Here is a 24462-nt window from a genome sequence, read left to right as displayed (position 1 = left end):
GACCCGGCGTCGGGCGGCCGAGATGCTCGACACTCAGCGGAGACGTCCATGCCAGACCAGTCAGGCGAGCGCGGCCGTCCGGCCGCGCTGCCCCTCCTTCCGACCCACAACACCGGCCGCTCGGCGCTGACCTGCCGCTACCGGTGCGGTAACGCCTGTTCCCACGACGCTCCGAACCGCTCGTCCAACCCCTACTTCGGTGATGTCGCGCGCCGGGCGCTTTCGCGCCGGGGGGTTCTGCAGGGGGCGGCGGCCCTGGCGCTGGCCACCAGCGCGACCGCGGCGACCACCGCGCCCGGCAGGCGGCCGCCCAGATGCGCGAGGTTGTAGAGCAGCGCGGTGTCGTACACCGTGAGCACCAGATGCCCGAGGGCCCAGACGGAAACGGCGAAGGCGAGCATCTGCGCGAGCGACGAAACCCGTGGCCCGCCCCGGTCCCGCCGTGCGAGCCATTGGACGAGCGGCGGCGTGACCACCGCCGCGCACACCCGGATCACGATGTCCTCGGTCGTGTACGGGTTGCGCAGGTCCCACTCCACGACGCAGAACACGAACGTGTACGACAGGGACGCCGCCCAGACGACCCAGGAACCCGCCACGCGCCGGTACAGGCCGCGATCCAGCCACCGCAGCACCGTCACGTACGCGAGCAGGACGAGCGGCAGTTCCAGAAACGCCTGCACCCGGAGGACGGACGGCGCCAGCAGTTCGGGACCCGGAACCCGTTCGGCGAGCGCCCGCATCGCCGGGCCGTCCGCCAGCGCGAACCATCCCTCGGGCAGGTACCGCGCCACGAACGCGACGTCCCCGTCGTGCACCCGGAGCACGTACACCGTGAACAACACCTGATTCACGTACACGAGCGCCGCAACGAACCCCAGGACGACCTCGGGGCACACGATGCGAGAGACGAACGGTCGGCCTTCGTTCCTCAGACCGCCCGCAAGAGGCCCCGCCCCTCGCGAGGGTCCACTCCCCCGCCCACCTCGCCCTTCCAGTGCCGCTCCGCCACGCCGCTCGTCGCCGTCGGTCCGTGTGGTGGTGTTGCGGTCGGTGTGCGTGCGGGGGTGGTCGGGTGGGCCGGCGGGGGGCGGGTCAGGGGCGGGGCGGGTCAGCAGGGGGACGGTCGCGAGGGCCGTCGCCGTGGAGGCCAGGACCGCCAGGTCCACCCAGAGCTTCATGTCGCGCCAAGCTAGCGGCCGGCTTCGCGGCGGCGCGCATCGGTTCGAGGGACGCGCGGAGCCGGACCTTCATCCAGCGGGCGGCGGGGCCTTCGACCAGGCGGTACACGGCGTAGGACAGCAGCAGGGACGCGGCGACGGTGACGGCGAGCGTGCCCCAGCGGCCGGCGGCCGGGTACAGGGCGTCGACGAGCGGGAGGGCGAGCTGCGAGTGGACGAGGTACAGCGGGTAGGTCAGCGCGCCCAGGACGGTGAGCCCGCGCCAGCGGATCCACCGCAGCTTGCCCAGCGCGATGAGGCTCATCAGCGCGAAGATGCCGGTGACGGCCGCGCTGACGACGATCTCGTTCGACTCCTCCCACACCGTCCGCGCGCGCCACGCGCCCCAGTGCAGGGCCAGGAGCCACGACACGGCGACGTATCCCCAGAGGAGCAGGGTGGGACCGAACCTGTAGATCATGTACAGGGCCATGCCGCCGATGAAGTACGGGCTCCACGTCGGCAGGAGCATGACCTGGAGCAGTTCGTTGTCCGCCTGGTTGGCGTAGAGGCCGCCGAACATCCAGGCGGCCATGAAGATGAGGCAGGAGCGGTACGTGATGCCGATCCCCGCGAGGACGGCGACGAGCACGTAGAAGTGGAGCTCCACCCAAAGCGTCCAGTACACGGCGTCCACGTTCCGGACGTCGAGGCCGCCCTGGAGCATCGTCAGGTTCGGGACGATGAGGCCCGGCACGCCGTGCCCCATCCTGAACACCGCGTAGACGGCCGCGCCGAGCAGCACGCTGAACCAGTAGGCGGGCATGAGGCGGACGAGGCGGGAGATGCCGAACTCGCCGGGCCCGCGTCCCCACGCGCTCAGCAGGATCACGAACCCGCTGATGACGAAGAACAGGTCGACGCCGAGGTACCCGTAGCTCGTCACGGCGCCGAGGCCGGGGAAGAGCTCCCGTGCGGGCTCCGGCCACGCGCCGCCGCCGTCGAAGCCGGTGAAGTGGTACAGCACCACCGCGACCGCCGCGAGGAAGCGCAGCAGGTCGAGCTCGCGGAGCCGGCCGTGCCCGGGACGTCCGCCCGCCGGGAGCAGCCGGGGAAGGTCCCGCGGGGGCCGGTCCTCCGGGGGGAGGCCGGGCGGGGGGAGGTCGGGCCGGGACCGGACCGCCGTCGGCGGCGCCGCGTCCGCGGGCGGGGAGTGGTGTCGGGTCACCGGCGGAACCCTTTCGGGGCCGGGTTTCCCGGCGAGTACCCGGACGTGAGGAACGGGTGAACGGCCGGTGTAGGTCAGGGCACCGGAAGGGGCGACACGCGCCGGGGGCGCGCGCGGTCCGCTCACGGAACGGTGGCCGGGTCAGTAAGATACGGATGCATCCCCCAGTTCTCTTTGGACGGTATCCATGTACCTTCGCCGCGCCCGTCGCGGCGCGGCGTTGACGCTGTGCCTGGCTTTGCTGGTCGGCCCGTGGGCCACCGCGGGCTGCTCGGCGGCCGCCGACCCGGTGCACAGATCCGCGGTGGCGGACGGCCCGTCCGCGTCGGCGTCGCCGGCCGCGCGGACCGCCCCGTCCGTGGTGATGTTCCTCGGCGACAGCTACACGGTCGGCGAGGTCGGGGTCACGCCGGAGGAGACGTACGCGGCCGCGACGGCGCGGCTGCTCGGCTGGCAGGTGATCATCGGCGGCCGCGGCGGCACCGGGTTCGTGAAGACGACGAACGGGCGGGACGACTTCCTGGGGCTGTTCGAGCTGCAGCTCGGCTGGCGGCCCGCGCCCGACATGCTGATCGTGTCCGGCGGCCACAACGACCGGCGACTGCCGCCCGCGGAGATCGCCGCCGCCGCGCGGACGCTGCTGGACCGCGCGAAGCAGCGGTGGCCCGGCACGCACCTCGTCCTGATGGGGCCGCTGTGGGGCAACGGGGCCCCGACCCCGCAGGTGCTCGGCGTCCGGGACGCGCTGCAACGGCTCGCGGGGCGGCTCGGCATCCCGTTCGTCGACCCGCTCGCCGAGAAGTGGATCACCGGTGGCCGGGCGGGCGGCAACGCGTCCCGGTACATCAAGACGGACGGCACCCACCCGACCCCGGCGGGCCACCGCTACCTGGCGTCCCGGCTGGCGGCCGGCGTCGAGCGGCTCGGGCTCGCCGCGCCCGTGCGCGAGACGCCGTAGCGGGCGGCGTCACGCGGGGCGCGCGAGGCTGAGCGAGAAGTCGCCCGCCGGGTCGGTCCAGAACTCGGCGAGGGCGAGCCCGGCGGCGCCCAGCTCGCTCTCGAGGCGTTCCCGCCGGAACTTCGCGGAGATCTCGGTGCGCATCTCCTCGCCCGCGGCGAACGGCACGTCGAGGTCGAGGCCGCCGATGCGGACGTCCTGGTCGCGGCGGGAGCGCAGCCGCATCTCGATCCACTCCTCGGCCGCGTTCCAGTGCGCGACGTGCTCGAACGCGGACGGGTCGAAGTCGGCGTCCAGCTCCCGGTTCAGCACCCGCAGCACGTTCTTGTCGAACTCCGCGGTGATCCCGGCGGCGTCGTCGTAGGCGCGGACGAGCCGTCCGGGGTCCTTGACGAGGTCGGCGCCGAGCAGCAGGAAGCCGTCGTCGCCGAGGACCGCGCGGAGCCCGCCGAGGAAGCCGATGCGGGCGGCGGGCGGCATGTTGCCGATCGTCCCGCCGAGGAACGCGACGAGCGTCCGTTCCCCGCCGGGCAGCAGGTGCAGGTGCTGCTCGTAGTCGGCGGCGACCGGCCGGACCGCGAGGCCCGGATGGTCGGCGGCGATGCCGCGCGCGGCGTCCTCGAGGAAGTCGGCGCTGACGTCCACCGGTATATAGGTCCGGAGCGTGCCGGACAGGGCGTCCAGGAGGAGCCGCGTCTTCTCGCCGGACCCGGCGCCGAGCTCCAGGAGGGTGCGGGCGCCGGTCGCCGCGGCGATGTCGGGGGCGCGGGCGGTGAGGATCTCCCGCTCGCGGCGGGTCGGGTAGTACTCGTCGAGCGCCGTGATCTCCTCGAACAGCTCGCTGCCGCGCTCGTCGTAGAACCACTTGGGCGGCAGCGTCTTCGGGACGGCGGTGAGGCCCTCCCGGACGTCGGCGCGGAGCGACTTGGCGAGGTCGTCGGCGGTCAGGAACCGGTCCACGTGGTTCTCCTTACAGGGATTCGATGCGGACGCCGGACGCGCGGTCGGCGGTGACGAGGCTGCGGTCGGGGACCCGTTTCCATCCGGGGCCGTCGTCGAGCGGCTCGGACGCGATCCGGATCGCGTCGGCGTCCTCCCGGACGAACAGCGAGTCGCCCCACGTGGTCGCGGCGAGGGCCGCGCCGTCGGCGGCGAGCAGGTTGTAGCGGCCGGGCGCGAGCGCGGTGACGGCGGCGACGGTCGCGGCGAGGCCCGCCCCGAGCGCGGCGCCGTCCCGCCAGTGCCGCGCGGCGATCGCGAGGAGCGGGGCGGAGTCGAGCGGGGCGCGGGCGTCCGGGACGCGCGCGACGTCGCCGGCGAGCTCGCGGAGCCGGGCCTCGACCTCCGCGTAGCCCTGGACGACGCCGTTGTGGCTGAACAGCCGGCCCTCGGCGCGGAACGGCTGGGCGCCCGACTCGTCGACGGGGAACCCGACCGTCGCCGACCGGACCGCCGCGACCGCGCACGACGCCCGCACGGTCGCGGCGATCTCCCGGAACGACGCGTCCGTCCAGAGGGGCTGCGCCCGCCGGAACCGGACGGCGTCGCCTCCGGCGTACCAGCCGACGCCGTACCCGTCGGCGTTGAGGAGGTTGCCCTGCGTCATGCGGGGCGCGTACGCCTGCGATTCGAGGGAGTGCTCGCCGTCGTAGACGAGCGAGTGCAGGGTGCGTTCCGGGCCGAGGTACCCGAGGTGGCGGCACATCAGCGGGTCCCGACGTCGCGCGCACAGCGGAACCCGGAGAAGATCTGCCTCCGGATCGGGTAGTCCCAGTTGCGGAAAGACCCGCGTATGGCGAGCGGGTGCGTCGCCCACGATCCGCCCCTGAGCACCTTGTACTCCGGTCCGAAGAAGACCTCCGAGTACTCCTTGTAGGGGAAGGAGCGGAAACCCGGGTAGCCGTGGAAATCGGACGACGTCCATTCCCACACGTCGCCGAGCATCCGGCGCACGCCGTAAGCGGAGGCACCCGACGCGTAGGAGCCTTCTGGGGACGGGCGGAGCGCGCGCTGCCCGAGGTTCGCGCGTCCTTCCTCGTACACCTCTCCCCACGGGTACTTCCTGGACCGCTGTACGGCCGGGTCCCAGCGCGCGGCCTTCTCCCATTCGGCTTCGGTCGGGAGCCGTTTGCCCGCCCAGCGCGCGTACGCGTCCGCCTCGTACCAGCACACGTGCTGGACGGGCTCGCCGGGCGGGACGGGTTCCGTGCGACCGAACCTGCGGCGAAGCCACTGCCCCCCTTCGCGCCGCCAGAACGCGGGCGCCCGTTTCCCGCTCTTGGTGCGCCATTCCCACCCGGCCTGGGTCCACCAACGCGGGTCGTCGTATCCGCCGTCGTCCATGAACCGCGTGTAGGCGGCGTTCGACACCGGTTCCGTGTCGATGTAGTACGACGGCACGTCCACGATGTGCACCGGGCGTTCGTTGTCGTACGCCCACGGTTCGTCCGACGTGCCCATCTGGAAGGGGCCGCCTTCGATCAGCACCTCGTCCCCGGGGCGGGCGCCGCGCGCCTGGACGGTCTCGGCGGGCGGGTCGAGGAGGGCGGGGGCGCCCGTGCGGAGCTGGTGCGTGGCGAGCATGGTCTCGTCGTGCATGTGCTCGTGCTGGACGACCATCCCGTACACGAACCCGCCGCGGGTGAGCGGGTCGGCGGTGTCGAACGGGACGGACGGCAGCGCGTCCAGCACCTTCGCGCGGACGGTCGAGATGTACGCGCGCGCCTCGCCCGGCGGGAGCAGCGGCAGCGACGGGCGCTCGGCGCGCGGATGCTCGAACGCGTCGTAGAGCCCGTCGATCTCCGGGCGCATCGGGTCGGCGCCCGCCGCCGCGCGCAGCAGCCACAGCTCCTCGTAGTTGCCGACGTGCGCGAGGTCCCACACGAGCGGGGACATCAGCGGCGACACCTGCGCGACCAGGTCGTCCTCGGCGAGCACGTCCGTGGTCAGGCCGAGGCTGCGGTCGCGGGACGCGCCGAGTTCGTCCGCGATGAGTTCCTTGAGCGCGTCCTCGTCGAGGGGCGGTTCGTTCCGGGTCACAGGGGGCATGCGGGGTCCTCCTTCTCGGCCGCGTTCGCACGCGCCGGTTCGTCGTCGGCGGGGCAGCGGCCGCGTTCCACGTACCGCCCGGCGTACTCGGCCACCAGCGGGACCAGCCCGGACGCGCCCAGCCGGGGCAGCGCGTCGAGTGCGGCGGCGAAGCAGGCGCGGGCGGCGGCGGCCAGCGGCGGGTCGGCGAGCCCGCACCGCGCGGCCTCCGGCCAGCGGTCCGCGACGGGCTCGGCGGCGGCCTCCGCGAGCGACGCGGCCGCCGGGTCGTCCAGCAGCGCGGCGACGACGGCGACCGGGACGGCCCAGTACGGTCCGGGCAGCGCGTCGATCATCCGCAGTTCCAGCCAGCCGCGCGGCCGGACGGGCGGGAACAGCGTCGACAGGTGGTAGGCCAGGTCGTCCGGGCCGGGCTCGCCCTTGCCGAGCCACTCCAGGAACGACATGCCGGGATCGGACACCCACTCGCCGGACGCGGTGTGGACGAGCATGACGCGGGCGTCGAGCGCGTACCGCGTCCACGCCTCGGCGGGGTCGCCGCCGTCGCCGTCGCGCAGGACGGGCAGGGTGCGGCAGGGGTCGAGCTCGGTCCAGATCGCCTGCCGGGACGACCGGAGCCCGGTGCGGCGCCCGGCGCGCAGCGGCGAGTTCGCGAACGCGGCGACCAGCACGGGGCCGAGCGCGTGCGCGCGCCGCCAGCGGCGGGCGGCGTCCGCCCGGTCGGCGCCGATGTCGACGCAGACCTGCACGGACGCGGTGGAGCACATCATCGCCTCGCCCGCGTCGGGGAACCCGCCGGACACGAAGTAGTCGCGCATGCAGCGGTAGCGGGGATGCTCGGCCTGGAAGCGGGGACGGCGGACGGGGTCGACGCCGTGGCCGGCGAGGGCGAGCCCGGCCGGGGCGAGGACGTCGCGGACGCGGGCGATGTCGCCGGCGAGCGCGGTGTGCAGGGCGGACAGGCCGGGGAACGGCGCGGAGCTGAGCTCGAGCTGGCCTCCGGGTTCGTAGGTCACGGTGCTTCCGCCGGCCGGCGGTCCGGCCGCCGCGGCGTCGGCGTCCATGAGGGCGCGGACCTTCGCGGCCGGGACGTGCGCGGCGGGATCGGCGGCGTCGACCACGAACCACTCGGTCTCGGCTCCGACCGTCCCGGGCGGGCCGGTCTTGAAACAGACTCCGTGAATGTGCTGGTAGACGTCGTCCACGGTCAGCCGGGTCACCCTTGACTCCTCTGGTCAGCCAACGGGTTCGGATCCTTCCCTGCTGAACCGCATCAGATATCCGGCGATTTTCATGATCTTCCTTAAATCTCCGTGAACATCACGATCCGCACGTGTCCCGATCACCCTCCGTGGCATTCCGCGAATCACCCATTACCGGACTTCTCACCTCTTGACCGGACGCGCTAAAGTCCCGACCACCACCGGTGTGCGCGCCTTCCGAGGGACGGGGTTCCGAGCGATCGGGCCCGCCCGCGGGAGACCGGGCACCGGCCCCCGCAGCGGACGACGTGGAGGTCACATGCGCGCAGACACGGGTTCGCTCTACGACGCGCACGCCGACCGCCTCTACGCGTACTGCTGGTCCCTCGTCGGCGACCAGATCGCGGCGGCCGCGCTCGGCGACGCGTTCGCCGCGGCCGTCCACCGGCCCCCGCGCGGCGACGGCGTCCTGTGGCTCTACTCCCTCGCCCGGACCGTCTGCGCGGACCGCGGCGCGTTCGCCCCGCCCCGCGGCCCCCTGTTCGCCGACCCGGACCCGCTGCTGCGCGCCGCCGCGACGCTGCCCTCCGACCACCGCGAAGCCCTGCTGCTGCAGGCCGGCGAGTGGCTGGAGGTGCCCGACATCGCGCGGCTGCTCGGCGTCGCCCCCGACACCGCCGGGCAGCTCGTCGCGTCGGCGCGGGCCCGGCTGGAACGCGCCGTCCTCGACATCCTCATGCGCGGCGCCGCCGGGCCGCGGCTCGACCTCATCACCGCGTTCGAGAAGGGCACGCTGCCCCGGCTGCTGGCCCGGCGCGCCCCGGCGCACGCGCCCGGCTGGCTGCGCGAGCGCGTCATCGCCGCCTGCGAGGAGGAGGCCGCCCGGGACGTCCCCACGGTGACCGCGCCGATCCCGCTCGTGGTCGTCGGCCGGGACGCCCCCGCCGAGGCCCGCCGGGACCGGCGCGGCCTCGGCGGCGCCTGGACCCGGGGGCTCGGCGCCGCCGCGGGCGTGGCGGCCTCGGCCGCCGCCGCCATCGGCCTGCTGGCGTCGTGGCCGTCCGCCCGGGGCGCCGGATCGTCGTCCACGATCGTCCCCTCGTCCGGCGAGGGCCGCACGCAGCCCGCGTCCGTCTCGCCCCACGGCACCGGCCACGACCCGGCCGCCGCCGAGGCGGGTCCCCGCCGGGTGACGAGCCCGTACGGCGACTCGCGGCGCCCCGCCGGGACCGGCGGGCCGACCGGCGCGCCGGCCGGGGGGTCGGCGGGCGGGTCGTCCGGCGGATCCTCCGGCGGGCCGGCGGGCGGCGACGCCGAGCGCCGCACGTCCGCGCCGGTCTCCAAACCCGCACCGGAGAAGTCGCCCGCGGGCGGCCGCGCGGAGGAGGGGAAGCCGTCCCCGTCGGACCCGCCGTCGACCCCGCCGGCCGACGGCACCCCCACGCCGCCGCCGGAGACGACTCCCCCGGACGGCACCACGCCCCCGGCCACTCCCCCGGGCACCGGCACGCCCCCGCCGTCGGCGACGCCCACCGCGCCGACGCCGTCCGGCCTGCCGAGCCCCACCGCGAACCCCGCGCCGAACCCGGGCTGACCCGCGCCCGCCGGGACGGTCAGACGGCCGCACCGCCCTCGACCGGCGACGAGCCCCGCCGGACGAACAGCGCCGCGAGCACCGCGACGGCGGCCACGGCCCCGGCGACGGTCAGCGACGTCTGGAAGCCGTCCATGAACGCCAGATGGCTCCCGGTCGTGATCGCGTCGGCCGCGGGTCCCGGCGTGCCGGGCGGGACCGGCGCGACGCCCTGCGCCACGATCCCCTCCTGCCCGGCGAGCCGCTGCGCGGCGGCGTCCGGGACGCCCGCGTCCGTGAGCCGCCCGAACAGGACCTCGCCGACCCGGGAGGACAGCAGCACCCCGAGCACCGACGTGCCGAGGACGCCGCCGACCTGCGACGCCGTCTGCTGCAGGCCCCCGGCGACCCCCGCCAGCCGCGGCGGCGCGTTCCCCACGATCGCCTCCGTCCCGGCGACGATCACCATGCCGAACGCCAGTCCCATCAGCACGAACCACGGCCACAGCCCGGCATAGGGGGCGGAGACGCCGACGCGCGACAGCCCGAGCAGCGCCGCGGCGGTGAACGCCATTCCGAGCGCCAGCGGCACGCGCGGCCCGAACCGGCTGGTCAGCATGCCCGCCAGCGGCGACGCCACGATGAACACACCGGTCATCGGCAGCAGCCGCACGCCCGCGTCGACCGGGCTCATCCCGTGCACCTGCTGCAGGTACAGGGTGATGAAGAAGATCGTCCCGAACATGGCGAAGAAGCCGAGGACGATCAGCCCGGTCGCCGCCGACAGCGACACCGACCGGAACAGGCTCAGCGGCAGCAGCGGGTTCTCCGCCCGCCGCTCGTTCCAGACGAACGCCGCGAACAGCACCAGCGCCGCCGCGAACGACGCGCGCGGGACGGCGTCCCCGAAGCCGTGCTCCCCCGCCCGGATCAGGCCCCACACCAGCGCGAACAGCGCGCCCGTCAGCAGCGCGACCCCCGCGAGGTCGAACGCGCCCCCCGCTTCCTCGTCCCGCGACTCGCGGATCACCCACAGGCCCACGGCGAGGGCGACCAGCCCCAGCGGCGCGTTGACGAAGAACACCGACTCCCAGCCGACGTTCTCCACCAGCAGCCCGGCCACGATCGGCCCGCCCGCGATGGACACGCCGACCGTCGCGCCCCACACCCCGATCGCGGTGTTGAGCCGCTCGGCCGGGAACGTGTTGCGCAGGATCGCCAGGCTCGCGGGCTGCAGCAGCGCGCCCGCGAACCCCTGCACGACCCGCCAGAAGATCACCATGCCGAGCCCGCCGGACATTCCGATGAGGACGCTCGACACGGCGAACCCGACGACGCCCGCCAGGAAGGTCCGCCTGCGTCCGAACCGGTCGGCGATCTTGCCCGCGGGAATCAGCGTCACGGCCAGGGCCAGCAGGTACGCGTTGGTCACCCACTGCAGGCCGGCCAGGTCGGCTCCGAACTCGCGGGCGATCGCCGGATTGGCGATGGCCACCACGGTCGCGTCGAGCCCGACCATCATCACGCCCAGTGCGACCGCGACCAGCGTGAGCCACGGATGCCCGTGCCCCGCCCGTCCCCGCGCCCGCACGGGCTTCTCGAGCAACTGCGTCATCGTCCGTCCTCCCGATCGACTTCCAAGAAAATGTCACGAAGCGACAGTTGTCGTCAACCGCCGCTTGTCAGTCGATGTCTACAGTCTCAAGATGACAACAGTTGCACTATGACGATTTACCCGCCGTCACCGGGCCGTTAGGATTCGCCCATGACCGCGACCGTCCCCGACGCCCGGCCGCCGGGCCGCCGGGAGCGCAAGAAGCAGCGCACCCGGGAGGCACTCGTCGACGCCGCGTTCGCCCTCTTCGCCGAGAAGGGGTTCGACGCGACGACCGTCGAGGAGATCGCCGACGCCGTCGACGTGTCGTCCCGCACGTTCTTCCGCTACTTCGCGTCGAAGGAGGACGTGGCGCTCACCTTCCAGGACGAGCAGCTCCGCGCCGTCCTGACCGTGCTGGCCGAGCGGCCCGCGGACGAGCCGATCATGACGGCGCTGCGCCGCACGGTCGTCCAGGTCGCCCGCGCCTGCGAGAGCGGCGAGCTCGGCTTCACGCCCGAGCGGTTCCAGTGCCTGATCACGATGACCGCCGACAGCCCGGCGCTCTCGGCCGGCAGCCTGGAGCACACGCAGCGCAAGCAGACGCTGCTCACCGAGGTCATCGCCGAGCGGATGGGCCTCGACCCCGCCACCGACATGCGCCCGCACATCGTCGCGGCCACCGCCACCGGCGCCTTCCGGACCGCCGCCGAGGCCCACAACTCGCCCTCGATGGGCTACCCGTCCCTCGCCGAGGCCGCCGACGCGGCCTTCGCGATCCTCGAGCAGGACCTCAACACGCGCTGACGCCCCACCACCCGCGCCGGCGCCCGGGGGCGCCCTCCGGGACGCGGGCATGTGGACCGCGGGCCGGCCGGGCCCGAACCTCGTCCTGCGCCAGACCGCCCCGGTCGTCGCCTGGGTACGCCCCCGCCTGACCCGCCCAGCCCGCCTGGACCGCACCGGCCGCCTCGGGCGGCCAGGGTCGTCCGCGCCTGCCCCGTTCGGCCATCACGGTGACCAGCGCGGAGGCGACCCGGGCTCGGCGGGGTTCGGCGTCGGCGTGCTGCGTCACGCAACAGAACAGTGCCGCATTGTTTTCACTCGCGACCGATTCGGGCCGCGTGGAGACCGAAACGGCCCGGAGGTGTGGATTCCACAGAGAGGGTACGAAAGGGGCCGTCCGCACTAACAGATGACGCGACCGACCTCAACCCCTTGCCCCGAATCCTGAGGAAACCATGACGAACAACGGACAGGACGATGGCGAGGCCGCCCGCGCCTCCTCCCCCGAGTCCGCCCGCGAGGGCGACCGGGAGGCGCCCCGCATCACCGCGCGCGACGCGATCCGCGGCGCCGCCGTGCAGCTGACCGAGCTGCTCGGCGCACAGCCGGACTCGGTGTCGGCGCTGCAGCCGCGGGACGGCGGCGGCTGGGTCGCGGACGTGGAGGTCGTGGAGATCGAGCGGATCCCCGACACCTCCAGCGTCATGGCGACCTACCGGGTGACGCTCGACCCGCGGGGCGAACTCGTGGGCTACGAGCGCACGCGGCGGTACGCGCGCGGACAACTGGACCGAGCCTGAAGGCCGGCCGCCCGCACGGGCGGCGACATCCCTGCGGGCCCAGTGCCGAACGAAGGGAGCCCCCCAATGACCGTCATGCAACAGCAGCAGGCACGTCCCTCCGGCGGAGGCAGCACGGGCCTCTACGACGTCCTCGAACTGATCCTCGACAAGGGACTCGTCATCGACGCGTTCGTCCGTGTCTCGCTGGTCGGCATCGAGATCCTCAAGATCGATGTCCGGGTCGTCGTGGCCAGCGTCGACACCTACCTGCGGTTCGCCGAGGCGTGCAACCGGCTCGACCTGGAATCGGGCCGCAAGGCGCCGACGCAGCTCACCGACATCGTCGGCGACTCGGTGGAGAGCGGCGCCAAGGGCAAGTCGAAGGGCGCGCTGACCGGCGCGGTCGAGGCGTTCAGCGATTCGCTGCAGCGCGGACGGGACGGCGACGACGAGGAGGGCGCGGAGCGCAAGAGCCGCTCGTCCTCGACGTCGACCGCCCGCCGGAGCACCCGGCGCAAGGAAGGCGAGTAAGTGGCCATGCCGGTGTACGTCTACGCGATCACGGACGCGGACCACCCGCACCGCCTGGACGGCCTGAAGGGCGTCGGGGAGTCCGCGGGCACGCCGACGACCGTCGCGGGACGGTCGCTGAAGGCGGTGGTGAGCGACGCGCCCGACGACCTGCGGCCGAAGCGGCGCGAGGTGCTCGCCCACCAGGCCGTCCTGGAGCGGCTGCTCGAGGACGGCGCCGTCCTGCCGATGCGGTTCGGGTTCCTGGCGCCGAGCCACGACGAGGTCGCCGGCGCGCTCGACGAGAACGCCGACTCCTACACGCGGACGCTGAAGCGGCTCGCCGGGCGCATCGAGTACCACCTCAGGTGCGGCCGCGCCCAGGACGACGTGCTGCGCGAGGTCCTCACCGAGTCGCCGGAGGCGCGGCGGCTCAACGAGGCCACCCGCCGGGACCCGTCCGCGCACGGCGACCGGGTGGCGCTCGGCGAGCTGGTCGCCCAGGAGGTCGCGCGCCGCAACGACGCCGCCGCCCGGGAGATCGTGGACGCGCTCGCGCCCGCGGCCGCCGAGGTCGCGCCGGGCGAGGCGCGCGGCGAGCACTTCCTCGCCGTGTCCTTCCTGGTGGACCGGGCGCGCGCGGCCGAGTTCGCCGACCTCGTGCAGGCGGAGCGGGCGCGCCGCGGCGACGGGTACGAGCTGGCGCTGCACGGGCCGCTGCCGCCCTACAGCTTCGTCTGACGGAAGGACCGGCATGGGCCTGATCACGCAGGTGCTGACCCTCCCGCTGGCTCCGGTGCGGGGCGTCGGCTGGGTGCTGGACCAGGTGGTCCAGACGGCCGAGCGGGAGTACTACGACCCCGCGCCCGTCCGCGCCGAGCTGCGGGAACTGGAGCGGGCACTGCTCGAGGGCCGCATCGACGAGGCGGAGTTCGACCGCCGCGAGGACGAGCTGCTCGACCGGCTGGCCTGGCTGGAGGAACGGTGGCGCGAGATCGGCGGCGACGGCCGGACGACCACGGAAACGGGATGAGATGCAGAGCAACGCGAAGATAGCCGTCGCGCTCGTGGGGGGCTACCTCCTCGGGCGCACGAAGAAGGCGAAGATGGCGATCGGGCTGGGCATGTTCCTGGCCGGGAAGAAGATCAGCCTGGACCCGCGCGAACTGAGCCGGCTGGCGGCGGCGTCGCCGCTGGTGAGCGGGCTGAGCGACCAGGTGCGCAAGGACCTGGTCGACGGCACCCGGACGGCGGTGACGTCCGCGGTCACCCAGCGCGCGAACACCCTGGCCGACACGCTGCACGAACGCACCCTCGACCTCGACGACCCGCTCCGCGGCGGCCGGGAGGACGACGAGGGCGAGCGGGACGCGGCCCGCGGCGACGGTGCCGCGGACGACGGTGCCCCGGACGACGGTGCCCCGGACGAGGGCGAGGACGGGCGGCCCCGCCGCGGCGCCCGCAAGGCCGCACCGGCGAAGGCGTCCAAGACCGCCAAGGCGTCCACGTCGACCGCGCGCCGCTCGGCGGGCAAGGCGTCGTCCAAGGCGTCGTCCGGCGGGCGGACCGCCGCGCGCAAGACCGCCGGGACGGCCCGCCGGACGGCGGCGGGCGGCCGGCGCAAGGCCGCCGACCGTGGAGACGCCGATGGCTGAGTCGACGATGAGCAAGGTGAAGGACGACCTGGTCGGGAGCCCCGCCGCGGACCGGCTGAAGAGCGAACTGGAGGCCTACCTGCAGGCGCGCGCCCTGAAGGCCGTGTCGGACCTGGGCGAGCGGATCGGCCGGGGCGCCGGAAGGCTCGCCGAGGGCGGCTCGCCCGGCGGGCTGGTGGGCGGCCTCGCCAAGGGCGGGCAGGCCCTCGGCGAGGGCGAGTCGCCCGCGCGGGCCGCCGCCAAGGCCGGCGGCTCCATGCTGAAGGACCGCGTGAAGTCGATGTTCGGCACGGGCGGCAAGAAGGGCAAGGGCGGCGGCGGCAAGTCCAAGAGCGTCGTCATCGTCGAGGACGTCGACGTGGGCGTCCCGGTGCGCGAGGCGTACGACCAGTGGACGCAGTTCCAGGAGTTCGCGTCGTTCGCGAAGGGCGTCGTCAGCGTGGACAAGGCCGACGACACCAAGAGCAACTGGACCGCGAAGGTCGCCAAGTCCACGCGGACCTGGCAGGCGACCGTCACCGAGCAGGTCCCTGACCGGCGGATCGCGTGGACGTCCGAGGGCGCGAAGGCCACGGTCAAGGGCGTGGTGACGTTCCACCCGATCACCGACGACCTCACCCGCGTGCTGCTGGTGCTCGAGTACTTCCCCAAGGGGCTGTTCGAGAAGACCGGCAACATCTGGCGGGCGCAGGGCCGCCGGGCGCGGCTCGACCTGAAGCTGTACCGCAAGTTCATCACGATGCGCGGCGAGGCCACGGACGGCTGGCGCGGCGAGATCCGCGACGGCGAGGTCGTCGTGGACCACGACGAGGCCGTCGAGGAGGACGAGCGCGCCCGCGAGGAGGACGAGCGCGGCGCCGAGGACGTCCGGGAGGACGTCCCCGAGGGCGCGGACCGCGCGGACGAACCCGCCGGCGAGGACGAAGGCGAGGAGGAAGGCGAGGCCGCCGAGTACGACGAGGAGATCGAGGACGCCGAGGACCTCGAGCCCGTCGAGGACGCCGAGGACGAGCCGGAGGAGCCCGCGGACGAGTACGAGCCCGAGGCCGACGAGTACGAGGAGGAGCCCGACGAGGAGATCGACGATGAGCGCGAACGGGCCGGGGCCGGCCGCCGCTGACGCGGCCGCCGCGGCACAGGACGACGACCGGACGAGGCTGGTGTGACATGTCCGACTCACTCGCGGGCCGCATGGGCCCCTCCACCGGCGTGAGCCCGTACGCGGCCCGCGACGGCGGTTCGTCGGCGAACCTCGCCGACATCCTGGAGCGGGTGCTCGACAAGGGCGTCGTCATCGCCGGCGACATCCAGATCAACCTGCTCGACATCGAGCTGCTGACCATCAAGCTCCGCCTGCTCGTCGCCTCCGTCGACAAGGCGAAGGAGATGGGCATCGACTGGTGGGAGCACGACCCGTCGCTGTCGTCGCACGCCCGGCGGCCGGCCGTCCGGGCGAGCACGCCGCGCGGGCGCGACTCGCTGGAGGAGGAGAACGCGCGGCTGCGCGACGAACTGGAGCGGCTGCGCGAGGCGGCCGGGCTGCCCGCCGCCGAACGGGAGGAGGACACCCGATGACCGTCGCATCGACGCCGGCGACGACGGCCGAGCTGAGTTACGTCTACGCGGTCGGGCCGCGCGTCCCGGAACTGGAGCGGGCCGCGTCGCGGCTCACGGGCCTGCTGGACCGGCCCGTCCACACCGTGGAGTCGGGCGGCCTGGCGGCGGTGGTGTCGAGCGTGCCGGAGGCGGGGTTCGGCGAGGAGGGCTTCAAGGCCCAGCTCGAGGACCTGGGCCGGCTGGAGGTGATCGCCCGGACGCACCACGGGGTGATCGACGCCCTGTTCCGTGAGGTCACCGTCCTGCCGCTCCGGCTCGCGACCGTCTACCGCGACGACGCGCGCGTGGCCGCGATGCTGGACGAGTCGGGCGCCGAGTTCGCCGCGCTGCTGGAGCGGCTCGCGGGGCACCTGGAGTGCGGCGTGAAGGTGTACGCGCTGCCACCGGGCCCGGGGAGCGGTCCGTCCGCCCCCGCCCGGACGGACGGCAACCGGACGGACGGTGCCGGAACGAACCCCGGCCGGGCCTACCTGCAGCGGCGCAAGGCGCAGCGCACCCGGCACGAGGACGCGGCGCGGGCGGCGGCGGAGACCGCGGCGCGGGTCCGCGAGGTCGCCGCGGCGCACGCCGTCGACCGGGTCGCGCACCGCCCGCAGCAGGGGGAACTCGCGACCGGAGAGGGCCGCAACATCACGAACGAGGCGTACCTCGTCCCGGCGGGGACGACCGGCGCGTTCGCGGCGGCCGTCCGGGAGGCGGCCCGGGACCTGCCGGGCGTGCGCGTCGAGGTGACGGGCCCGTGGGCGCCGTACAGCTTCGCGACGCCGCCCGCGCCGCGCGCGGAGGACGGGGACCGGCGTGGGCGATGACGTGTTGCTGCGGGGGTTCGACGAGGAACCGGCCCTCGCGGGCCGGCAGGTCGCGCTGATCGACCTGCTGGACCGGCTGCTGAACAGCGGCGCCGTGCTGACCGGCGACCTGGTGCTGTCGATCGCCGACGTGGACCTCGTCCGGATCAACCTGCGCGCCGTCATCCACTCCGTCACCCCCGACGACCCGGCCCCCTGGTGAGCACCGTGAACGAACCCGCCGCCCGCGAACCCCGCGCTTCCGCCGCCCCCGGCGCCCCCGAACGGCGGGGCGCCGCCCCGTCCGGCCGTCCCGGCACGCCCGGTGACCTGCGGCTGGACGGGGTGGCCGACGCCGCCGCCCGCGCCTTCGAGCTGCTGCCCGCCCCGCCCGGGGAGCCGCGGGTGCCGAGCGTCGCCGAGCGACTGAACACCGACCCCGAGACGGTCGAGCGCGACCTCGTCAAGCTCGTCCTGACGGTCGTGGAGCTGCTGCGCCAGCTCATGGAGCGGACCGCGCTGCACCGCGTCGACCAGGGGGACCTGACCGAGGAGCAGGAGGAGCGCATCGGCATGACGCTGATGACGCTCTACGACCGGATGGAGGACCTCTGCGAGCGCCACGGCCTGACCATGGACGAGCTCAACCTCGACCTCGGCCCGCTCGGCACGCTCCTCCCGCCCTCCTGAGCCTCACTCGTGCATCTGGGCGATCTGGATGAGGTTGCCGCAGGTGTCGTCCAGGACGGCCGTCGTGACGGGCCCCATCTCCAGCGGCTCCTGCGTGAAGCGGACGCCGAGGCCCTTCAGCCGCTCGTACTCGGCGTGGACGTCGTCCACGGCGAACTGGGTGAGCGGGATGCCGTCCGCGACGAGCGCCTCCTTGAACGCCTTGGAGGCCGGATGGCCGTCGGGCTCCAGGAGGAGCTCGGTTCCGTCGGGCTGCTCCGGTGAGACGACGGTCAGCCACCGGGCCCCGCCGGCCGGAACGTCGGTCTTCTTCACGAACCCCAGCGTCTCGGTGTAGAAGCGCAGGGCTTTCGCCTGGTCGTCGACGTAGACGCTGGTGACGTTGATCCTCATTGCCGCCTCCCATTCGGCTTGAGCCACCGGTCGGCGATGCGCTCAAGCGGTTCGGTGCACAGGTCGTGGAACTTGTAGCGGCCCTCGCGGCGCGTCCGGATCAGGCCGGCGTCCTCCAGCACGGCGAGGTGCTGGCTGATCGCCTGCCGGGACGACGCGAGGCCGTGCCGCATCGCGAGCCGCCCGCAGATCTCGAAGAGTGTCTGCCCGTCGCGCTCGGTCAGCTCGTCGAGGATCTTGCGTCGCGTCGGATCGGCCAGGGCCTTGAAGACATCGTCCGCCACACACCCACCATATGCAAGCCACAACTTGCATATCAAGCCGGGACGTGCGCGTTTATCGCAGCGTCGACGAGGGAGGGGCTCATCGGCGACGCGGCCGGAAAAAGAATCGGGCCGGGATGTCGAGAACCGTGCGGCGGCTCCGATCGATGGGTGAGGGCGCCCGCGGGGGGCGCCCCGGACGGAGGTCACACGATGGGCGAGGTCACCTGCGACGTCACGATGTCCCTGGACGGCTACGTGGCGGGACCGCACCAGAGCCTGGAGAATCCGCTCGGCGTGGGCGGCGAGCGGATGCACCGGTGGATGTTCGAGCAGCGGGAGCAGAACGCCGCCGCGATCGAGAGGATCACGGCGGCGGGCGCCTACATCATGGGGCGCAACATGTTCGGCCCCGACCGGGGCGACTGGGACCTGGACTGGACGGGCTGGTGGGGCGAGGAGCCGCCGTACCACGCGCCGGTGTTCGTCCTCTCCCACCACCCGCGCGAGCCGCTGCCGATGAAGGGCGGGACGACGTTCCACTTCGTCACCGAGGGGATCGAGGCGGCGCTCGCCCGGGCCCGGGAGGCGGCGGGCGGCCGGGACGTCGCCGTCGCGGGCGGGGCGGAGACGATCGGCCGGTACCTCGCGGCCGGGCTGATCGACGAGCTGCGGCTGCACGTGGCGCCGGTGCTCCTCGGCGGCGGCGCGCGGCTGTTCGACGGGGTGGGCGACCTCGGCCTGCGGGCGTCCGGCCCCGCGCCGGGCACCGACCTGGTCACCCACCTCACCTACCGGATCACGCGCTGACCGGCCCGGCGGACGGCCCGGCGGGGGTCACGAACTCGGGCTGGTCGATGACGCGCAGCCAGCTCCCGTCGGGCTGCCGCCGGACGACCTGGGCGCGGGCGCCCGCGCCGTCCCGCGGCGGCGTCGAGGTGAGCGCGATGTCCCCGTTGACGAGCGTCGGGAGCGGCTCCTCCGGTGCGAAACGGGGACGGTTCGCCAGGACCTTCTCCCACAGTTCGCGGATCGCCTCGCGGCCGACGGTGACGGCGCCGGGAGGGTACGCCAGCACGGCGTCCTCCGCGTAGAGCGCCGCCACCCCGGCCGCGTCGCCCGCGTTGGACCGCTCGACGAACAGGCGGGTGATGTCTTCCGGGCGCATGGCCTTCTCGAGGTTCGGCATGCCTCCATCATCGAAGCCGAGGACGTATAAGTCCAAGAGATAGTTCTTCTGAGTGCCAGAAGGATCATTTATGGAATCGGCTCCGGCCGGGCCCGGCCACCTCCGGCCCGGATTCGCGATCGGTTGATAAGATCCGACAATGCGGCTTTTGAGTGACGAGGACGTTCGTGCGCTGCACGCCAAGTACGCCCCCTCCCAGGAGGCGTTCGACCTCGTCCACTCGCACTGCGAGACCGTCTGGCGCATCGCCGAGCAACTGCTCGCGCGCCGCGCCCTCGACGTGGACGCCGAACTCGTCCGCGTCGGGTGCCTGCTGCACGACATCGGCGTTTACCGGCTGTACGACGCGGACGGCGGGTTCGACCACGCCGGCTACATCCGGCACGGGATCCTCGGCCACGAGATCCTCGCCGACGAGGGGTTCCCCGAGGCCGTCTGCCGGTTCTGCTCGCACCACACCGGCGTGGGCCTCACCCGCGAGGACGTCCGCGGGCAGGGCCTGCCGCTGCCGGTCGCCGACTACCTGGCGGAGACGGTCGAGGAGGAGCTCGTCATGTACGCCGACAAGTTCCACAGCAAGAGCAACCCGTCCCGGTTCGTGACGGCGGACGAGTTCGCCCGGCACGTCCGCCGGTTCGGGGACGAGAAGGTCACCGCGTTCGAGGAGATGTGCGGCCGGTTCGGCCTGCCCGACTTCGCGGCCGTCGGCGCCGCACCCGGCTGACGCCGCACCCAGCTGACGCCGGGACGGGCGGTGCCCATCGCGCCGCGGGACGGGCCGGGGCGGGACGGGCGGGGCCGCTCGCCGGCGGACGGCCGGCCGGCGAGCGCTCCGGATTCGTCGTGCATCGTTCTCGCCGTCCCTCAGCGGGGCGCGCGGGGCAGCCCGAGGCCGATCATCGAGATCAGCTCCCGCTGGATCTCGTTGACGCCGCCGCCGAACGTCAGCACGAGCGCGCCCTTGACGCCCTCGTCGAGCCGGTCGGCGAAGTCGGCGGTCGCGGGATCGCCGGGGTCGCCGAAGCGGGCCAGCACGTCGCCGATGACGCGGCCGACGTCCTGCATGCGCTCCGAGCCGTAGATCTTGCTGGCGGACGCGTCGGCGGCGCCGAGCCAGCCGAGGTCCTGGTTCGCGGCGACCTGCCAGTTCAGCAGCTCGTTCACGCGCAGGTACGCGTACACCCGGCCGAGGGCGCGGCGGACGGCCGGTTCGTCGATGAGCGGACGGCCGTCCCGCCCGCGCGCCGTGCGGGCCCAGCGCTCGAACCGGTCGTAGGTGTGCCCGATGTTCCCGGCGGGGGCGAGGGTGACCCGCTCGTGGTTGAGCTGGTTGACGATGAGGTCCCAGCCCTTGTTCTCCTCGCCGATCAGCATGTCGGCCGGGACCCGGATGTCCTCGAAGTACGTCGAGTTCGTGTGGTGCCGGCCGTCCATCGTGATGATGGGCGTCCAGGAGAACCCCGGGTCCTTGCAGTCGACGATGAGCATCGAGATGCCCTTGTGCTTCTTGGCGTCCGGGTCCGTGCGGGCGGCGAGCCAGACGTAGTCGGCGTGCTGGGCGCCCGAGGTGAAGATCTTCTGCCCGTTGACGACGTAGTGGTCGCCGTCCCGGACGGCGGTGGTGCGCAGGGCCGCCAGGTCGGTGCCCGCGCCGGGCTCGCTGTAGCCGATCGCGAAGTGGCACTCCCCCGCCAGGATGCGCGGGATGAAGTACTCCTTGTGCGCGTCGGAGCCGTACTGCAGGATCGTCGGCGCGACGGAGTTCAGCGTGATCAGCGGGTAGGGGACCTCCGCCCACGCGATCTCGTTGGCGAAGATCGTCTGCTCGACGGGGCCGTACCCGCGGCCGCCGTACTCCTTCGGGAGCGCGACGCCGAGCATCCCGTCGCGGCCGAGGCGGCGGGTGTGCTCCATGAACTCCGGGCCGAACGGGTCGCGGCGGATCGCCTCGGCCTGCTCGGCGGTCAGGCAGCCGCGGAAGTACTCGCGCAGTTCGGCGCGGAGCCTCTTCTGCTCGTCGGTCAGGTCGATGAACATTCAGGCCTCCTGGGCCCGCACGAGGGCGCCGATCGTGTCCAGGGTGTCCTCCGCGCCGCCGAGCAGGTGCCCGTAGTGCTTGCCCCAGGCGAAGTAGCGGTGCAGCGGATAGGTGACGTCCATGCCGATGCCGCCGTGCAGGTGCTGGCAGGTGTACAGAGCTCGCACGACGGGGTCGCAGGCGTTGAACGCGGCGATCGCCAGCACCTCGTCGGCGTCGGGCGCGCCCTCGGCGAGCCGCCACACGCCCGCCCAGACGGCCACGTCGAGCGCGCGCTTGGCGATGTAGACGTCGCCGATCTGCATCGTGACGGCCTGGAACTGCGCGAGCGCCCGGTCGAACTGCTCGCGCGTCCTCACGTACTCCTTGGTGAGGTCGAGGGCGCCCTCGATCACCCCGGACGAGATCGCGACGGCGCCCGCGACGGCCGTCCGGCGCAGGGTGTCCCACGCGGCGCCGTCCGTGCCGGTCTCCGGGCCGCCGAGCAGCGCGTCCGGCCCGACCCGGACGCCGTCCAGCGCGATCCGCGACAGCGGTTCGGAGATCGCCGACGGCTGCGCGGTGATGGCGACCCGCGACGGTTCGACCAGGAACACCCCGACGCCCGCGCCGTCCACCCGCGCCGGGACGAGGATCCGCGCGGCCTCGCGGGCGCACGGCACGAACGTCTTGACGCCGTCGAGGACGAAGCCGTCGCCGTCCCGGCGGGCCGTCGCGGCGACCTCCCCGGCCGGGCCGACCTCGCGGTAGGCGCCGGTCAGGACGGTCTCCCCCTCGATCAGCGGGGCCAGCAGCGCGCGCTGCTCCGCCGTGCCGTGCCGGGCGATCGGCAGCGCCGCGAGCGCCAGCGACGCGTACGCCGGGACGGGCGCGACCCGCGCCCCGACCTCGCGCAGCACGACCGCGAGCTCGATCGGGCCGAGTCCCGCGCCGCCGACGTCCTCGGGCAGGACGACGCCGAGCAGCCCGGCCTGCGCGAGGGCCTTCCAGGTGCCGCCGTCGAACGCGGGCCCGCCCTTGCCGTGTTCCCCGTCGAACGCCTCCAGCCGTTCGGCGGTCGCCTCGCGCGCCAGGACGTCCGCGGCCAGGCCGCGGAGTTCGCTCCGGGTCTCGTCGAGGTTGAAGTCCACTCATCCGCTCCCTTCCAGGAGGTGCGGCCGGCCGCGCCGACCCCACGGCCGAAAGTAGAACAGATTCTACTTTGTGTCCAGAGGGATGATCAGAGGCCGTCCGGCGGCGATTCACCTAGCACGGCCGCGTGGACGGGACGGCGGCGGGCGGCCGTGCGGCACGCTGCGCCGATCGTTCAGATAACAGGTTCTTGCGAGCGTTGTAGGCTGGGGGGCGACACGGCGGGCGACCGGGCCCGCCCGAAGGGGATGTGAGGACCGTGACCGCAGAGCCGACCGTGGCCGAGGACGAGATCCCCGGGCAGCCCGCCGGGCGGGCGGGGCAGAACGCGCGGTCCCGCAGCCAGCACCAGCGGCGCAAGCGTATCGTCCAGGCGGCGGCCGCGCTCGCGTCGCGCGGCGGCATCGACGCCATGCAGATGCGCACCGTCGCCGAACGGGCCGGGGTGGCGCTCGGCACGCTCTACCGCTACTTCCCCTCGAAGGACGACCTCGTCGTGGCCGTCGTCGGCGAGGAGATCGAGCTGCTCGAACGCAGCATCGAGCGGCGCCCGCCCCGCGCGGGCACGTCCCCGCAGCGGGCGGTGGAGGCGCTGATGCGCGCCACCCGCGGCCTGATGCGGGAGCCGGAGCTGGCCGCCGCGCTGATCCGGTCGCTGCTGCTGTCGGACGTCCAGACCGACTTCAGCGACCGGATGACCGGCCTGCTGCTGCGCGCCGCCGTGGGCCCCGAGTCCGCCGCGTCCGACTCCGGGGCGGACGACTCGCGGCGGGTCATGGCCCGTGCGCTCACCGCCGTCTGGACGATGGAGATGATCGAGATGCTGCGCGGGCAGGCCGGGGCCGAGGAGATCCAGGCCCGGCTGGAGATCGCCGCCGCACGGCTGCTCGGCGACTGAACGCGGGCGGGCGGCCGGAGGAGCACCTCCGGCCGCCCGCCGGGATCCGCGGACGCCGCGGGGCGTTACGGGCGCTGCCCCGCCTCGTCGACGATCCCGGTCTTCACCTGCACCGTCAGCCGCATCAGGTCGCCCTTGCGGAACGAGAGGGTCCCGTCCTCGCCCCGCGTCGAGTGGTCCTTGATCGCGACGGCTCGCTCGCCGAGGTACCGGTACGTCTTCGGGTCGAAGAGGATCTCCTCGTGGATGTACCCCTCGGTGATCCGGCCGAGGGCGATCGCCTGGCGCCCGGCCATGTCCACGCGTCCCTCGACGAGCGTCACGTCCGGAATCTTCTTGATCGCCCGGAACACCGCCGCCTCCAGCCTCGGCGGCAGCACGTTGTCCCGCAGGATCGCGCTGAGCGTCCCATAGGCGGTCGAGTAGCGCCCCTCACTGGTCTCGCCGAGCCCGCCCATTCCCGCGTAGACCCACTTCAGCAGCGCGTCCGGGTCCGTGGGCAGCTTCGCCAGGCTCGCGTAGTCCGACGGCGGCATCGTCCCCGCCGCCAAGGGCACCTGTTCGAGCCGCCCGTTCTCCATGAGCGCGATGACCTTGCCGTCGGCGCGCGTCCAGCTCCGGTTCGTCCGGGTGTCGGCCGGGTCGTCCGACAGCGGGCCGTTCGGGGTGTCGCCGCGCCGCGACCGCGACTCGGTGTAGACCCACTGGTCGGGGCGCGGCGGGGTGAACGGGCGGGCCTCCGCGGACTGCGCGGCCCGCTCCAGCAGCTCGGACGCGTTCGCGACCGGTCCCGCCGGGATGCCGGGGACGACCGGCGCCGGCCGCCCCTGCTCGTCCACGCCGCCCGACTGGAGCACCGTCACGCCGACGACGGCGGCGGTGGCGAGCGCGCCGACGGCGGCGAGCCGGACGCCGAGGCGCGGGAGGCGCCCGGGGCCCGCGGCGCGCCGGGAGGCCGC

General features: G+C 73.8%; 29 protein-coding genes. 16 read left to right on the top strand and 13 right to left on the bottom strand.

The features are described 5' to 3' along the window. Nucleotides 1–191 precede the first annotated feature (191 nt). Entirely contained in the window at nt 192–899 is a 708-nt protein-coding gene (locus tag ACFQ11_RS22455) for a hypothetical protein (protein ID WP_378301715.1), read from the bottom strand. Nucleotides 900–1095: 196 nt separating this feature from the next. Then, complete coding sequence (locus ACFQ11_RS22450; protein ID WP_378301713.1) at nt 1096–2388, bottom strand: acyltransferase family protein; 1293 nt, start codon at nt 2386–2388, stop codon at nt 1096–1098. 187 nt (nt 2389–2575) lie between these two features. Between ACFQ11_RS22450 and ACFQ11_RS22445 the strand changes: the two genes are divergently transcribed. Further along, nucleotides 2576–3346 carry an SGNH/GDSL hydrolase family protein gene (locus tag ACFQ11_RS22445; RefSeq protein ID WP_378301711.1) on the top strand — a complete coding sequence of 257 codons (771 nt, stop codon included), beginning with the start codon at nt 2576–2578 and terminating at the stop codon, nt 3344–3346. A 9-nt stretch (nt 3347–3355) separates the two neighbouring features. Here the strand turns inward: ACFQ11_RS22445 and egtD are convergent, their stop codons facing one another. The 4 genes from egtD to egtA are packed head-to-tail and all read right to left on the bottom strand — an operon-like array spanning nt 3356 to nt 7614. After that, a complete protein-coding gene (gene egtD / locus ACFQ11_RS22440) occupies nt 3356–4306 on the bottom strand; it encodes an L-histidine N(alpha)-methyltransferase (RefSeq protein WP_378301709.1) in 951 nt (316 codons plus the stop codon). Between the two features lie 10 nt (nt 4307–4316). After that, entirely contained in the window at nt 4317–5051 is a 735-nt protein-coding gene (egtC, locus tag ACFQ11_RS22435) for an ergothioneine biosynthesis protein EgtC (RefSeq protein ID WP_378301707.1), read from the bottom strand. After that, nucleotides 5051–6394, bottom strand: a complete 1344-nt coding sequence (gene egtB / locus ACFQ11_RS22430; protein WP_378301705.1) for an ergothioneine biosynthesis protein EgtB — start codon at nt 6392–6394, stop codon at nt 5051–5053. The genes egtC and egtB overlap by 1 nt, the downstream gene beginning before the upstream one ends. Continuing rightward, the gene (egtA, locus tag ACFQ11_RS22425; protein ID WP_378301703.1) at nt 6382–7614 is read right to left on the bottom strand and encodes an ergothioneine biosynthesis glutamate--cysteine ligase EgtA; all 1233 of its coding nucleotides are present in this window, start codon (nt 7612–7614) and stop codon (nt 6382–6384) included. Before egtA ends, egtB begins: the two co-directional genes overlap by 13 nt. A gap of 301 nt (nt 7615–7915) precedes the next feature. On the opposite strand from egtA, the gene ACFQ11_RS22420 reads away from it, so the two are divergent. Continuing rightward, a complete protein-coding gene (locus ACFQ11_RS22420; protein WP_378301701.1) occupies nt 7916–9190 on the top strand; it encodes an RNA polymerase sigma factor in 1275 nt (424 codons plus the stop codon). Between the two features lie 19 nt (nt 9191–9209). Here ACFQ11_RS22420 and ACFQ11_RS22415 read toward each other — a convergent pair whose 3' ends face one another. Next, nucleotides 9210–10784: an MFS transporter gene (locus tag ACFQ11_RS22415; protein WP_378301699.1), complete on the bottom strand. Its 1575-nt coding sequence runs from the start codon at nt 10782–10784 to the stop codon at nt 9210–9212. Between the two features lie 150 nt (nt 10785–10934). On the opposite strand from ACFQ11_RS22415, the gene ACFQ11_RS22410 reads away from it, so the two are divergent. From ACFQ11_RS22410 to ACFQ11_RS22360, 11 genes are all read left to right on the top strand, one after another. Continuing rightward, the gene (locus tag ACFQ11_RS22410) at nt 10935–11570 is read left to right on the top strand and encodes a TetR family transcriptional regulator (protein ID WP_378301697.1); all 636 of its coding nucleotides are present in this window, start codon (nt 10935–10937) and stop codon (nt 11568–11570) included. 434 nt (nt 11571–12004) lie between these two features. Then, the gene (locus ACFQ11_RS22405; protein ID WP_378301694.1) at nt 12005–12349 is read left to right on the top strand and encodes a gas vesicle protein GvpO; all 345 of its coding nucleotides are present in this window, start codon (nt 12005–12007) and stop codon (nt 12347–12349) included. Between the two features lie 66 nt (nt 12350–12415). Next, entirely contained in the window at nt 12416–12862 is a 447-nt protein-coding gene (locus ACFQ11_RS22400; RefSeq protein WP_449193586.1) for a gas vesicle structural protein GvpA, read from the top strand. 6 nt (nt 12863–12868) lie between these two features. Further along, entirely contained in the window at nt 12869–13582 is a 714-nt protein-coding gene (locus ACFQ11_RS22395; protein ID WP_378301782.1) for a GvpL/GvpF family gas vesicle protein, read from the top strand. Between the two features lie 13 nt (nt 13583–13595). Then, on the top strand, nt 13596–13874 hold the full coding sequence (locus ACFQ11_RS22390; RefSeq protein ID WP_378301692.1) for a gas vesicle protein GvpG: 279 nt from the start codon (nt 13596–13598) through the stop codon (nt 13872–13874). A 1-nt stretch (nt 13875) separates the two neighbouring features. Beyond that, nucleotides 13876–14496 (top strand): hypothetical protein, encoded by a 621-nt coding sequence (locus ACFQ11_RS22385; protein ID WP_378301690.1) that lies wholly within the window; start codon nt 13876–13878, stop codon nt 14494–14496. Beyond that, the gene (locus ACFQ11_RS22380) at nt 14489–15616 is read left to right on the top strand and encodes an SRPBCC family protein (RefSeq protein WP_378301688.1); all 1128 of its coding nucleotides are present in this window, start codon (nt 14489–14491) and stop codon (nt 15614–15616) included. Before ACFQ11_RS22385 ends, ACFQ11_RS22380 begins: the two co-directional genes overlap by 8 nt. Nucleotides 15617–15663: 47 nt before the next feature. Beyond that, on the top strand, nt 15664–16071 hold the full coding sequence (locus tag ACFQ11_RS22375; protein ID WP_449193585.1) for a gas vesicle protein: 408 nt from the start codon (nt 15664–15666) through the stop codon (nt 16069–16071). Beyond that, nucleotides 16068–16922: a GvpL/GvpF family gas vesicle protein gene (locus ACFQ11_RS22370; protein WP_378301686.1), complete on the top strand. Its 855-nt coding sequence runs from the start codon at nt 16068–16070 to the stop codon at nt 16920–16922. Before ACFQ11_RS22375 ends, ACFQ11_RS22370 begins: the two co-directional genes overlap by 4 nt. Next, nucleotides 16912–17124, top strand: coding sequence for a gas vesicle protein (locus tag ACFQ11_RS22365; RefSeq protein ID WP_378301684.1), 213 nt, complete (start codon nt 16912–16914; stop codon nt 17122–17124). Before ACFQ11_RS22370 ends, ACFQ11_RS22365 begins: the two co-directional genes overlap by 11 nt. Before the next feature lie 5 nt (nt 17125–17129). Next, nucleotides 17130–17591 (top strand): gas vesicle protein K, encoded by a 462-nt coding sequence (locus ACFQ11_RS22360; protein ID WP_378301682.1) that lies wholly within the window; start codon nt 17130–17132, stop codon nt 17589–17591. Between the two features lie 3 nt (nt 17592–17594). Here the strand turns inward: ACFQ11_RS22360 and ACFQ11_RS22355 are convergent, their stop codons facing one another. Both ACFQ11_RS22355 and ACFQ11_RS22350 read right to left on the bottom strand, forming a co-directional pair. Beyond that, nucleotides 17595–17984, bottom strand: a complete 390-nt coding sequence (locus ACFQ11_RS22355; RefSeq protein ID WP_378301680.1) for a VOC family protein — start codon at nt 17982–17984, stop codon at nt 17595–17597. Then, nucleotides 17981–18268 (bottom strand): ArsR/SmtB family transcription factor, encoded by a 288-nt coding sequence (locus ACFQ11_RS22350; RefSeq protein WP_378301678.1) that lies wholly within the window; start codon nt 18266–18268, stop codon nt 17981–17983. The genes ACFQ11_RS22355 and ACFQ11_RS22350 overlap by 4 nt, the downstream gene beginning before the upstream one ends. A 192-nt stretch (nt 18269–18460) precedes the next feature. Here ACFQ11_RS22350 and ACFQ11_RS22345 point away from each other — a divergent pair, with 192 nt between their 5' ends. Further along, on the top strand, nt 18461–19057 hold the full coding sequence (locus ACFQ11_RS22345; RefSeq protein WP_378301676.1) for a dihydrofolate reductase family protein: 597 nt from the start codon (nt 18461–18463) through the stop codon (nt 19055–19057). Here ACFQ11_RS22345 and ACFQ11_RS22340 read toward each other — a convergent pair. Next, nucleotides 19047–19436 carry a YybH family protein gene (locus ACFQ11_RS22340; RefSeq protein WP_378301674.1) on the bottom strand — a complete coding sequence of 130 codons (390 nt, stop codon included), beginning with the start codon at nt 19434–19436 and terminating at the stop codon, nt 19047–19049. The genes ACFQ11_RS22345 and ACFQ11_RS22340 overlap by 11 nt on opposite strands. A gap of 139 nt (nt 19437–19575) precedes the next feature. Between ACFQ11_RS22340 and ACFQ11_RS22335 the strand changes: the two genes are divergently transcribed. Continuing rightward, a complete protein-coding gene (locus ACFQ11_RS22335; protein ID WP_378301672.1) occupies nt 19576–20160 on the top strand; it encodes an HD domain-containing protein in 585 nt (194 codons plus the stop codon). 140 nt (nt 20161–20300) lie between these two features. Here the strand turns inward: ACFQ11_RS22335 and ACFQ11_RS22330 are convergent, their stop codons facing one another. Together ACFQ11_RS22330 and ACFQ11_RS22325 are read right to left on the bottom strand one after the other, a co-directional pair. After that, nucleotides 20301–21473: an acyl-CoA dehydrogenase family protein gene (locus ACFQ11_RS22330; RefSeq protein WP_378301670.1), complete on the bottom strand. Its 1173-nt coding sequence runs from the start codon at nt 21471–21473 to the stop codon at nt 20301–20303. Beyond that, nucleotides 21474–22604, bottom strand: coding sequence for an acyl-CoA dehydrogenase family protein (locus tag ACFQ11_RS22325; RefSeq protein WP_378301668.1), 1131 nt, complete (start codon nt 22602–22604; stop codon nt 21474–21476). A gap of 260 nt (nt 22605–22864) precedes the next feature. Here ACFQ11_RS22325 and ACFQ11_RS22320 point away from each other — a divergent pair, with 260 nt between their 5' ends. After that, nucleotides 22865–23503, top strand: a complete 639-nt coding sequence (locus ACFQ11_RS22320) for a TetR family transcriptional regulator (protein ID WP_378301666.1) — start codon at nt 22865–22867, stop codon at nt 23501–23503. Between the two features lie 65 nt (nt 23504–23568). Here the strand turns inward: ACFQ11_RS22320 and ACFQ11_RS22315 are convergent. Then, a partial coding sequence (locus ACFQ11_RS22315) for a CU044_5270 family protein (RefSeq protein WP_378301664.1) occupies nt 23569–24462 on the bottom strand: 894 nt, incomplete at its 5' end.

Origin of the sequence: Actinomadura sediminis, from assembly GCF_042675525.1 — a bacterium.
GTDB classification, from domain to species: Bacteria; Actinomycetota; Actinomycetes; order Streptosporangiales; family Streptosporangiaceae; genus Spirillospora; species Spirillospora sediminis.
Note: the sequence above shows the minus strand (reverse complement) of the source record. Positions and strands in the feature narration are given on the sequence as shown.

What these genes read in the sequence shown, in the direction of transcription:
- ACFQ11_RS22410 (WP_378301697.1), top strand. Translation starts at nt 10,935, where the DNA reads ATGACCGCGACCGTCCCCGACGCCCGGCCGCCGGGCCGCCGGGAGCGC.
- egtC (WP_378301707.1), bottom strand. Translation starts at nt 5,051, where the DNA reads ATGTGCCGCCACCTCGGGTACCTCGGCCCGGAACGCACCCTGCACTCG.
- ACFQ11_RS22415 (WP_378301699.1), bottom strand. Translation starts at nt 10,784, where the DNA reads ATGACGCAGTTGCTCGAGAAGCCCGTGCGGGCGCGGGGACGGGCGGGG.
- ACFQ11_RS22385 (WP_378301690.1), top strand. Translation starts at nt 13,876, where the DNA reads ATGCAGAGCAACGCGAAGATAGCCGTCGCGCTCGTGGGGGGCTACCTC.
- ACFQ11_RS22405 (WP_378301694.1), top strand. Translation starts at nt 12,005, where the DNA reads ATGACGAACAACGGACAGGACGATGGCGAGGCCGCCCGCGCCTCCTCC.
- ACFQ11_RS22335 (WP_378301672.1), top strand. Translation starts at nt 19,576, where the DNA reads ATGCGGCTTTTGAGTGACGAGGACGTTCGTGCGCTGCACGCCAAGTAC.
- egtB (WP_378301705.1), bottom strand. Translation starts at nt 6,394, where the DNA reads ATGCCCCCTGTGACCCGGAACGAACCGCCCCTCGACGAGGACGCGCTC.
- ACFQ11_RS22375 (WP_449193585.1), top strand. Translation starts at nt 15,664, where the DNA reads ATGTCCGACTCACTCGCGGGCCGCATGGGCCCCTCCACCGGCGTGAGC.
- ACFQ11_RS22445 (WP_378301711.1), top strand. Translation starts at nt 2,576, where the DNA reads ATGTACCTTCGCCGCGCCCGTCGCGGCGCGGCGTTGACGCTGTGCCTG.
- ACFQ11_RS22345 (WP_378301676.1), top strand. Translation starts at nt 18,461, where the DNA reads ATGGGCGAGGTCACCTGCGACGTCACGATGTCCCTGGACGGCTACGTG.
- ACFQ11_RS22355 (WP_378301680.1), bottom strand. Translation starts at nt 17,984, where the DNA reads ATGAGGATCAACGTCACCAGCGTCTACGTCGACGACCAGGCGAAAGCC.
- ACFQ11_RS22370 (WP_378301686.1), top strand. Translation starts at nt 16,068, where the DNA reads ATGACCGTCGCATCGACGCCGGCGACGACGGCCGAGCTGAGTTACGTC.
- ACFQ11_RS22380 (WP_378301688.1), top strand. Translation starts at nt 14,489, where the DNA reads ATGGCTGAGTCGACGATGAGCAAGGTGAAGGACGACCTGGTCGGGAGC.
- ACFQ11_RS22400 (WP_449193586.1), top strand. Translation starts at nt 12,416, where the DNA reads ATGACCGTCATGCAACAGCAGCAGGCACGTCCCTCCGGCGGAGGCAGC.
- ACFQ11_RS22395 (WP_378301782.1), top strand. Translation starts at nt 12,869, where the DNA reads ATGCCGGTGTACGTCTACGCGATCACGGACGCGGACCACCCGCACCGC.
- ACFQ11_RS22420 (WP_378301701.1), top strand. Translation starts at nt 7,916, where the DNA reads ATGCGCGCAGACACGGGTTCGCTCTACGACGCGCACGCCGACCGCCTC.
- ACFQ11_RS22390 (WP_378301692.1), top strand. Translation starts at nt 13,596, where the DNA reads ATGGGCCTGATCACGCAGGTGCTGACCCTCCCGCTGGCTCCGGTGCGG.
- ACFQ11_RS22330 (WP_378301670.1), bottom strand. Translation starts at nt 21,473, where the DNA reads ATGTTCATCGACCTGACCGACGAGCAGAAGAGGCTCCGCGCCGAACTG.
- ACFQ11_RS22340 (WP_378301674.1), bottom strand. Translation starts at nt 19,436, where the DNA reads ATGCCGAACCTCGAGAAGGCCATGCGCCCGGAAGACATCACCCGCCTG.